The 9,794-nt window shown below is 69.3% G+C and carries 9 protein-coding genes; 8 read left to right on the top strand and 1 reads right to left on the bottom strand.

Annotation, left to right across the window (positions count from 1 at the left end):
• The coding region (locus tag AB0C35_RS45510; protein ID WP_358470771.1) for an ATP-binding protein at positions 1-2,597 on the bottom strand (2,597 nt) is incomplete at its 3' end.
• 269 nt (positions 2,598-2,866) lie between these two features.
• Between AB0C35_RS45510 and AB0C35_RS45505 the strand changes: the two genes are divergently transcribed.
• The 8 genes from AB0C35_RS45505 to AB0C35_RS45470 all read left to right on the top strand — a co-directional run bounded on the left by AB0C35_RS45505 (position 2,867) and on the right by AB0C35_RS45470 (position 9,750).
• On the top strand, positions 2,867-3,745 hold the full coding sequence (locus AB0C35_RS45505; protein ID WP_358470768.1) for an ABC transporter ATP-binding protein: 879 nt from the start codon (positions 2,867-2,869) through the stop codon (positions 3,743-3,745).
• 37 nt (positions 3,746-3,782) lie between these two features.
• Positions 3,783-4,502, top strand: a complete 720-nt coding sequence (locus AB0C35_RS45500) for an ABC transporter permease (protein ID WP_358470766.1) — start codon at positions 3,783-3,785, stop codon at positions 4,500-4,502.
• Positions 4,499-5,527, top strand: coding sequence for a protein kinase (locus AB0C35_RS45495; protein ID WP_358470764.1), 1,029 nt, complete (start codon positions 4,499-4,501; stop codon positions 5,525-5,527). The genes AB0C35_RS45500 and AB0C35_RS45495 overlap by 4 nt, the downstream gene beginning before the upstream one ends.
• A gap of 16 nt (positions 5,528-5,543) precedes the next feature.
• A complete protein-coding gene (locus AB0C35_RS45490; RefSeq protein WP_358470761.1) occupies positions 5,544-6,383 on the top strand; it encodes an alpha/beta hydrolase in 840 nt (279 codons plus the stop codon).
• Between the two features lie 3 nt (positions 6,384-6,386).
• Positions 6,387-6,578 (top strand): hypothetical protein, encoded by a 192-nt coding sequence (locus AB0C35_RS45485; RefSeq protein ID WP_358470758.1) that lies wholly within the window; start codon positions 6,387-6,389, stop codon positions 6,576-6,578.
• A 162-nt stretch (positions 6,579-6,740) separates the two neighbouring features.
• Positions 6,741-7,856, top strand: coding sequence for an NAD(P)-dependent alcohol dehydrogenase (locus AB0C35_RS45480; protein ID WP_358470755.1), 1,116 nt, complete (start codon positions 6,741-6,743; stop codon positions 7,854-7,856).
• A gap of 25 nt (positions 7,857-7,881) precedes the next feature.
• Entirely contained in the window at positions 7,882-8,967 is a 1,086-nt protein-coding gene (locus AB0C35_RS45475; RefSeq protein ID WP_358470752.1) for an MBL fold metallo-hydrolase, read from the top strand.
• Positions 8,968-9,432: 465 nt separating this feature from the next.
• Positions 9,433-9,750, top strand: coding sequence for a DUF5996 family protein (locus AB0C35_RS45470; protein WP_358470749.1), 318 nt, complete (start codon positions 9,433-9,435; stop codon positions 9,748-9,750).
• Positions 9,751-9,794 lie beyond the last annotated feature (44 nt).

Genomic DNA, 9,794 nt, shown 5'->3' with positions numbered 1-9,794 from the left:
GCCACCAGCCGTGCGATGTGCAGCTCGTGGGCGGTGAGGGAGTCGGTCGGCTGGGCGGTCCGTTTGCGGGGATGCTCACCGGTGGCGCGCAGCTCACGGGCGGCGCGCTCGGCGAATGCCTCCATGCCCATGTCCGACAGCAGCCGGTGGGCGGTGCGGAGCTGTTCACGGGCGTCCTGGCGGCGGCCCTCGCGGCGCAGCCACTCGCCGTAGACGAGATGGGTACGAGCGAGGAAGACGGCCCACCGGCAGTTGGTGAGCCGTACGATCGCCTCGCGGTAGTGCTCCTCGGCGGCAGGACCAGTGGTGGTCAGCGCACGCGATCGCGCGGCCAGTCCCAGCGCGAAGTCCGTCCCACTGGCGCGGGCCCGGGAGCTGAGCTGCTCCAGCGCGGCTGCGGCACGCTCCGGCTCACCGGCGCGGGCTGCCGCTTCGACGAGCTCGGGAAGGGCCAGGCTGCTGTACGCCAAGTCGTCGTGCTCGCAGGGCGGTGTCGCGGCGGCGAGAGCGTCGTCGTAGTTGCCCAGGCCGTTGTGCAGCGCTGCCAGTGTGGCCTGGGCCAGGTTGACCGGTGTGCCCTCGCCCCGCTCCGTCGCATCCTTGACCATGGCTGCGTACAGTTCCAACGTTTCGGGCTGTTGGCCACGCCAGGCGGCCAGCATGAGCCGGGCGTTCGGCAGCGGCGGGGCCCCGGTCGCCTGCGTGATCGCGGCCTCCTCGGCGGCCAGCTCGGTGGCACGGGCGAGCTCACCGGTGAGCACGAGTATCGAGGCGACGGCGTTGAGCGCGGCGGGCAGCGTGGACAGCGCGCCGGCCTCGCGGGCGAGCCGGACCGCGCGGCCGGCCAGTACGTAGAGCGCCTCGTCATCCCACAGCATCGACGCGACATGGCAGGCCAGCCACAGCCAGCGGCGGTCGTCGTCGTCAACTCGGGATTCGTGGTCGAGAAGCGTGGCCAGCGACCGCTGCAGGGTGGGAACACTCGCCTCGAACCCTTGCGTGAACCTCGTGGCCAGCCCGTCCAGCAGCAGATCGACCGGCCGCGGCGGCGTCGGTGGTGAGGGCGCGCCGTGGGCGGCTTCGGCCGCCTCGGAGACCCCGCAGCCGCGGGCGAGGTGACCGGCGTGGATCGCGGCATCAAGCGCGTGCAGGTAGGTTTCGCGGGCCAGCGTCGGGTCCAGTGGGGCGAGTGTCCTGGCGGCGTCGAGCAGCATCCCCGGCATGTCGCTGCCTCGCGTCAGGTGGAACGCGATCTGGGCGCGGAGCAACTCGAGCCGCGCGTGTTGCAGGGCGTCCAGTGGCCCGGTCGCGGCGCCGGCCAGTAGTTCCAAGGCGGCCTCGGATGCGCCGGCGTCGTGCTTGGCGTGCGCGGCTTCGAGTGACCTCGTCGCACGGGCGGCGGGATCGGGGGTCAGCTCGGCCGCGTGCTGCAGGAACGCGGCCGCAGCGGCCAATCCGCCGCGGGCACGGGCCCGGCCGGCAGAGCGCTCCAGCTCCGCGGCGGCTTGCTCGTCGGTGCCCAGCACCGCCTGAGCGTGGTGCCAGGCACGCCGGTCGGGGTCGGACACCGGGTCGGTGGCGGCGGCCAGCGCGCCGTGCACGCGGCGCAGGTCCGGGGGCGTGGCGGCCAGGTAGACCGCCGAGCGGACCAGCGGATGACGAAACCGCACCAGGGTGTCGATCTGGAGCAACCCAGCCGCTTCCGCCGGCGCGGCCGCCTCGGGGTCGATCCCCAGCCGTGCCGCGGCGCGCCACAGCAGCGCCGTATCGCCGGTCGGATCGGCCGCCGCGACCAGCAACAGCAGCCGCGCCTCGGCGGGCAGGCCGGCCGATCGGCGTCGGAAGCCTTCCTCGATGCGGCGAGGAACGCCCAGCACATCCGGCAGCTCGAACCCTCCGGCCAACTTCGCCGGGGGTGCGCCTCGGGGCAGTTCCAGCAGCGCCAACGGATTGCCGCGCGCCTCGGCGAGGACACGCTCGCGCACGGCGTCATCCAGCGGTGTGTGTACGCCGGCGTTCAACAACTCCCGGGCGTCGCTCTCTCCGAGCCTGTCCAGGCGCAGTGCCGGCAACCCGGCGAACTGCTCGACGTCACCCTCGCCGGAGTCGCGCACCGCGAACACCAGCGCCACCCGCTCAGCCTCCACCCGCCGTGCCACGAACGCCAGGACCTGAGCGGACGCTTCGTCCAGCCACTGCGCATCGTCGACGAGGCACACCAGAGGCCCCTCCTCGGCGACCTCGGCCAGCAGGTTGAGGGCGGCCAGCCCGACCAGGAAGCGGTCCGGCGCGGTACCGGCTCTCAGCCCGAACGCCACGCCCAGGGCGGCCTGTTGCGGGTCGGGCAGCGCGTCCGCGCGGCCCAGCAGCGGCGCGCACAGCTGGTGCAGGCCCGCGAACACGAACTGCGACTCGGACTCGGCTCCGACCGAGCCCTCCACCCGGAAACCCGACAGGGCCGCGGCCTGGCGGGCGTACTCGAGCAAGGCGGTCTTCCCGATGCCGGCTTCCCCGCGCAGAACAAGCGTCCCACTGCGCCCGGCACGTGCCCGCGTGAGCAGCTGTTCGACCGCCTCGCGCTCCGCACGCCGTCCCAAGAGGTCCGTCAGGTCCGCTCCCCTCGAGTACGTACCGGACTAGGTGATTGTTACCTATGCGAACCATAGTCCACCAGGCCTGGCCTCAGCATGTGGGCGTGCTGACCTGCGAATGACGTCGGGGCTTCCACCGACGCGAGGGCACCGCGCCCGGCGCGAGTCTGATGACACGGCACGAACCGGCATTGACCGGGTCAACCGGACCTCCTCGGCCCGGGACCGGGCCTGACTGGTGACGCCACCGGCTCGTGGACGCGAAAGGAAACGCCATGCCCGCCACTCCCGTCATCGAAGTCGAGCGTCTGAACGTGACCTACGGTGACTTCGCCGCCGTCCGTGACCTGTCCTTCCACGTGCAGCCCGGCGAGTTCTACGCGTTGCTGGGCACGAACGGAGCCGGCAAGACCTCGACCCTGGAGGTAATCGAGGGTCACCGCCGGGCCGCCTCCGGCGCGGTGCGGATCTTCGGTGAAAGCCCGCGGGACCGGCGCGCGGTGCGGCCGCGGACGGGCATCATGCTGCAGGAGAGTGGCTTCTCCCCCGATCTGACGGTGCGCGAATCGGTCGGCCTGATCGGCGCGCTGAGCGGGAGACGCGACGACGTGGACCGGGTGCTCGGCATCGCCGGTCTCACCCGCAAGGCGAGCACCAGGGTCTCCCAGCTGTCCGGTGGCGAGAAGCGCCGCCTGGACTTCGCCACCGCCGTGTATGGCGGGCCCGAGCTGGTCATCCTTGACGAGCCCACCACCGGGCTGGACATCCAGTCCCGCGACGCCCTCTGGGCCGCTGTCGACAGTTTGCGCGACGAGGGGTCCACGATCGTGCTCACCACCCACTACTTGGAGGAGGCCCAGCAGCGCGCCGACCGCATCGGCCTCATGCACGAAGGCACTCTCCATCGGGAAGGCACGGTCGCGGAGCTGACGCAGTCGCTGCCGTCGTTGATCAGGTTCGCGCTTCCACCCGGCGCTCCCGAGCCGCCGATCGTGGGTGCGCTCAACGGGGCCTTCCACATCGAGACCTTCAGCCTGCAGCACGACCTCCACCGGTTGCTGGGTTGGGCGCATGACACCGGGGTGGAGCTGCGAGACCTGCAGGCCGGCCCGACCCGTCTCGACGACGTCTTCCGTGCCATGAGCCGCGACTGAACCCCCACGGCACTCTGCCCTGAAAGGAACCGCCAGCATGTTGGAGATCGCTCGCAATGAGATGATCCAGATCTTCCGGAACCGGCTGGTCCTGGTCACCGGTCTCGTCATCCCGGTCGTCGTCAGCGGCTACTTCGTCCACCAGCACGAGGTGTTCTCCGATCTCGGCAGCCTCGGCTACATCGCGGCGATCGTGATGTTCAGCGTGCTGGCCTTTGGGCTGTACATCACGGCGGTGACCACGCTGGCCTCGCGCCGGCAGAACCTCTTCCTCAAGCGGCTGCGCGCCACCGCCGCGAGCGACGCAAGCATCCTCGCCGGGCTGGTCCTGCCGGTCACCGTGATCGCGCTCATCCAAGCGGTCGCGATCCTGATCGTGCTGGGTGTGGTCGCCACCGGACCGGCTCAGATCCCGCTCCTCGCGGTCGCGATCCTGGCAACGACGGCCATGCTGGTCGCCCTGGCTCTGGCCACCGCAGGACTCACGAACTCCCCAGAGCATGCCCAGGTGACCACCCTGCCGGTGAGCCTGTCTTTGATCGCGGTGGCCAGCTGGGTGGGAATCACCGGCACCGAGGACCACGCCCTGCTCAAGTTGCTGCTTCCCGGAGGCGCGGCCACCGAACTGGTCGTCAACGCCTGGAACGGCGGCGTCCCCCTCGCCGACTCCCTGGTCCTACTGCCGATCACCATGGCCTGGGTTCTCGTCGCCGTCGCACTGGCCAACCGGCTCTTCCGCTGGGAGCCGCGTCGATGAACCTGACGTCCACCGAACGGGCTCAGCCGGTCTCGGCGACACGAAAACCATCACGATCTCTATCGGACGGCGGAGACGGGCTGATGAATGTGGATCGAGTCATTGACGGTCGGTACGAAGTGGGTGACGTCATCGGCCGGGGTGCTACGGCCCACGTCCACCGCGGTCGCGACATCCGCACGGGCCGTTCGGTCGCCATCAAGATGCTCCGCAAGGACCTCGTGCGAGATCCCGTGTTCCAGTCCCGCCTCGAGCGCGAAGCGATGACGGTGGCTGGTCTCAGCCATCCCGCCATCGTCTCCATCTACGACACTGGGTACGAGGAAGTCGGAGACGGCTCGGCGGGCAAGGTCCGGGTTCCCTTCATCGTCATGGAGTACGTCGAGGGGCGGTCCCTGCGGGATCTCCTCAGGAGGCGCGGGCTCACACTCGGCAGAACGATTCGGTATCAGGTCGGGATCCTCTCGGCGCTCGATTTCAGCCATCGAGCAGGCATCGTCCATCGCGACATCAAGCCGGCCAACGTGATGATCACGCCCAAGGGTGCGGTCAAGGTCGTGGACTTCGGAATCTCGCATGCCATCGGCGGTCCGGCCGCGACCCTGACCCAGGCTCAGGCGTTCGTCGGAACTCCTTCGTACCTCTCTCCCGAGCAGGCGCGCGGTGAAACCGTGGACGCCCGCAGCGACCTCTACTCCGCAGGCTGCGTGCTCTACGAACTCCTGACCGGGCGGCCGCCGTTCGTCGGAGACAACCCCCTCTCCGTCGCCTACCAGCACGTCCACGAGCAGCCCCCGCAGGTCCGCACCGCCCGTCCGGCACTTGATGCCGTACTCGCGAAGGCTCTCGCCAAGGAGCGGGATGACCGTTTCCAGGACGCGCGCTCGTTCGAGGAGGCGCTTTTGTCCGCGGTGAAATACACCAAGCACGTCCATCACGGCGCTTTTGTGAGCACCTTCGACACCAACGCGCCCTTGGCACTCACCCAGGGCAGCCGCATCGGTATGGCCGACGTCGGCTGTTGAGGAAAGGAACCACATCATGGGATTCATCACCGTCGGGAACGAGAACAGCACCACGGTCGAGCTCTACTACGAGGATCAGGGCGCGGGTCAGCCCGTCGTCCTCATTCACGGTTATCCGCTGAACGGTCACAGCTGGGAGCGCCAGACGCGCGAGCTGCTCGCCGCCGGATACCGCGTCATCACCTACGACCGCCGCGGATTCGGCCGGTCGTCCAAGGTCGGCACCGGCTACGACTACGACACGTTCGCCGCCGACCTCAACACCCTGCTGGAGACCCTCGACCTCCGCGACGTCATCCTCGTCGGATTCTCGATGGGCACAGGAGAGCTCGCCCGCTACGTCTCGCGGTACGGCCACGAGCGGGTCGCCAAGCTGGCGTTCCTGGCCTCGCTGGAGCCCTTCCTCGTCGCCCGCGACGACAACCCCGAGGGCGTGCCGCAGAAGGTCTTCGACGGAATCGAGGCCGCGGCCAAGGGGGACCGCTACGCCTGGTACACGCAGTTCTTCTCCGACTTCTACAACCTCGACGAGAACCTCGGTGTCCGGATCAGCCAGGAGGCGGTCACCGGCAGCTGGAACGTCGCGACCTCCAGCGCTCCCGTGGCGGCCCACGCGGTCGTCTCCGCGTGGATCGAGGACTTCCGCGCCGACGTCGAGGCGGTCCGCGCGAGCGGCAAGCCGGCCCTGATCCTGCACGGCACCGCCGACAACATCCTCCCCATCGACGCCACGGCCCGCCGCTTCCGCCAGGCCCTGCCCGACGCCCAGTACGTGGAGATCGAGGGCGCCCCGCACGGACTGCTCTGGACGCACGCCGACGACGTCAACGCCGCCCTGCGGTCCTTCCTCGGCTGACCGGTGGCCACCCACCAGACAGCCATCGACCGCATGCTTCAGGCCCGGGCGCGGCCGATCACCTCGCTGGCGTTCGGCTGTGAGCTCATGCGCAACTGGCCACGCTCGGATGCCGACCGGTACCGCACCGTCATCAACGACTACATCCGCCGCAAGCGTGAAGCGGGACAGTCCGCAGCCGACCCGTTCTCCTGAGCCCGAAAGCACACCCGATGACTTAGCAGCTCGATGGCAACACCGGTGAGGTTGCCGATCGTTCCGCCCGTACCGGGCCGACCGATCGACCGATCCGGTGAGGCCGGGACGCGGCAAGACTTCGGCATAGGCCGCCATCGTCAGAAACCCCAGGAGTCACCCTTGACCCGTTTGAGCCACTCGGCCCGCGCCGCGGTCCTTGAGGAGAAGGACGGCCCGTTCGTCTGGCAGGACATCGAGATCGACGACCCGCGGCCGGACGAGGTGCTGGTCCGCATGGTCGCGTCCGGCATCTGCGCCACCGACGCCCACGTCCGCCGGCAGCAGATGCCGGTCCCGCTCCCGGTCGTCCTCGGTCACGAGGGCGCCGGCGTCGTGGAGCGGGTCGGCTCGGCGGTCACCGGCCTCGAACCGGGCGACCACGTGGTCCTGAGCTACCACTCCTGCGGCCGGTGCCCATCGTGCGTCTCCGCCCACCCCGCCTACTGCGACCTGGCCTGGGAGGCGAACTTCGCCGCCGCCCGGCTGGACGGCACCCAGGGGCTGCACCGCACGGGAGCCGGGCTGCACGGCCACTTCTTCGGCCAGTCGTCGTTCGCCACGCACGCACTGACCCACCGGCGGAACACCGTGAAGATCCCGTCGGACATGCCGCTCGAGTTCGCCGCGCCGCTCGGGTGCGGGCTGCAGACCGGCGCGGGCACCATGCTCCAGGCCTTTTCGGCCTCACCCGGCGTGTCGATCGGTGTCATCGGGGTCGGCGCGGTGGGGCTCGCCGCGGTCATGGCGGGGAACGTGGTCGGGGCCCGGGCAGTGGTGGCCGTCGACGTCGACGCGACCCGCCTCGACCTCGCCCGTGACCTCGGAGCGACCCACGTGATCGACGTCCGGGACACCGCCGACCTGTCCGCGACACTGCGGGAAGTCACGCCCCGTGGTCTGGACATCGTGCTGGAGACCAGCGGCAGGGCGGAGAACCTGACCGCGGCCGTCGACTCGCTCGCCCCGCGCGGACGGGTGGGGATCGTGACGTTCGAGCAGGGCGCCGGCGGCGTGGTCACCTCGCCGCAGCTCGCGCTCGGGCGTTCGGTGCACGGCATCTCCCAGGGCGACGCCGTCTCGCCGCTGTTCCTCACCACACTGGCCGACCTCTACCGGGCCGGACGCTTCCCCGTCGACCGGCTCGTCACCTCCTACGACTCCGACGACATCAACGAGGCGTTCGACGACGCCGCTGCCGGACGCGTGGTCAAGGCCGTGCTCCGGTTCCCCTGCTAATCCCCTCGGAAAGGACTTCGCGACCATGTGCGACAAGACCCAACGGCCGATCGTGGCGACCGACGAACCCGGCTTTTTCGGGATCGACAACTACGGCTTCCCCGTCAACCTCGACGACCCGCTCGACCCGCCGGAGTACTACCCGCCCTACCTCGACACCGAGCACTTCCGGACGTACCGCTACCACGTCGAGGAGCTGAGGGACGGCTTCTACTGGGTCACCAGCGCGGGCTACGACGCCGCGTTCGTGGTCACCACGGACGGCGTGATCGCGATTGACGCCCCGCCGACGATCGGCGAGAACATGGTCGCGGCGATCGAGAGCGTCACCGACAAGCCGGTGACCCACCTGATCTACAGCCACTGGCACACCGACCACATCGGAGCGGCCCCGGTCTACGGGCCGGACGTGGAGATCATCGCGCACGAGATTACCAAGGAGCTCCTCGAACGGTTCCCCGACACGAACCGCCCGCTGCCCACGGTGACCTTCCGCGACACTTACACGCTCACGGTCGGCGGCGTGACCCTGGAACTCGCGTACAAGGGCGAGAACCACTGCCCCGGCAACATCTTCATCCACGCGCCCGCACACCGCGTACTCACCGCGATCGACATCGTCAGCCCCGGCAGCGCCACGTTCATGCACTGCGACGCCTCGCAGAACATCTGGGCCTGGTACGAGGCCCACACCCAGATCCTCGAGTACGACTTCGACTACTACATCGGCGGCCACCACATGCACTACGGCACCTACGAGCAGGTGAAGACCTGTGTCGAGTACTTCGCCGACATCCACGAGGGCGCCATGGCCGCAGTGGAACGGTTCAGCCGCTCGGACCGGCTCGACGAGATCCTGGCCGCGACCGGCCCCGGCCGTGTCTGGGTCGGCACCGAGAACGCGATCAACTCGATGGTCAACTACACGGTCAAGCACGTCCTGGAGAAGGAGACGAGTGACGGCCGGCTCTGGTCCGACCGGCTCGCCGGGGTGATCAGCCAGAGCAAATACCACGCCTACACCGTCGTCGAGGCCATCCGCCTGGAGCGGCCGCGGCCGCAGTCGGGTTACCGGCTGCGCGGGACGAACCCGCCGCCGTTCATCGCCTGAGACCGACTCTCGGCAGGAGGATCACCGTGCAGGAAAACCACTGTGCGCTGGGAACTGTCCGAGGCCCATGAGACCGGACCCGATGACGACGTCGTGCGGTGGGCACGGGCGCGAACCTGGTCGTCCTGGTCCACGGGACCCCGTACTCGCCAACACCTAGACGGTGCGCGTTCGGGCGAGTGCGGGGGCGTCCTCCTGCACTGGATCGACGATGCCGGTCACCTGCTGCAGGAGGACGCCCCGCCCAGCCGACCGCGCACCTGCTCGACGAGTCGCCGCCGGCCCGCGCGATCTCAACAACCATCCGACCGGAGAGATGCCCACCATGCCGGACCTCAGCATCGGTACCGATAACGGCAGCCCCATCGCTGCACTACACCGACCAGGGCACCGGCATTCCCGTCATCCTGATCCACGGCTTGCTGTCGCGACCGAGACGTTGCTCACCAACCGCAAATCGCGTTCATGACCTACAACCTGCTTCACAGCGCATCGATAATCCGGAACGCCGGTGGATTCCCGGCCTACGGCAACCAGCGCACCGACGGGGGACGCCGGGGACCGTCCCGACCACGCCGTGACCCTCTACGTCAGCCCGCGCGGGTTGAGGCCGCCCGTGCCGCGCCCGACCCCGACCGCGCCGTCACCGAGTTCCTCCACACCACCTGCGAAGCAGCCGCGGACCGCGGACGCTGGGACCGCTCCACGCTGGAAGACAATCCCTTCCGGTGCCCCTCTCTGTCAGACTCAGAGGAGACATGGGGACGAACTAGTCTTCTGTGACACAAGTAGGGCGAGACAGGGATCTTTCTAGCGTGACGTTGAGT

It is taken from the genome of Spirillospora sp. NPDC048819 (assembly GCF_040650055.1).
Taxonomy (GTDB): Bacteria; Actinomycetota; Actinomycetes; order Streptosporangiales; family Streptosporangiaceae; genus Spirillospora.
Note: the sequence above shows the minus strand (reverse complement) of the source record. Positions and strands in the feature narration are given on the sequence as shown.

Excerpts from the sequence above, each read along its gene's own strand:
- AB0C35_RS45505 (WP_358470768.1), top strand. The coding sequence starts at position 2,867 with ATGCCCGCCACTCCCGTCATCGAAGTCGAGCGTCTGAACGTGACCTAC.
- AB0C35_RS45500 (WP_358470766.1), top strand. The coding sequence starts at position 3,783 with ATGTTGGAGATCGCTCGCAATGAGATGATCCAGATCTTCCGGAACCGG.
- AB0C35_RS45495 (WP_358470764.1), top strand. The coding sequence starts at position 4,499 with ATGAACCTGACGTCCACCGAACGGGCTCAGCCGGTCTCGGCGACACGA.
- AB0C35_RS45490 (WP_358470761.1), top strand. The coding sequence starts at position 5,544 with ATGGGATTCATCACCGTCGGGAACGAGAACAGCACCACGGTCGAGCTC.
- AB0C35_RS45475 (WP_358470752.1), top strand. The coding sequence starts at position 7,882 with ATGTGCGACAAGACCCAACGGCCGATCGTGGCGACCGACGAACCCGGC.
- AB0C35_RS45470 (WP_358470749.1), top strand. The coding sequence starts at position 9,433 with ATGACCTACAACCTGCTTCACAGCGCATCGATAATCCGGAACGCCGGT.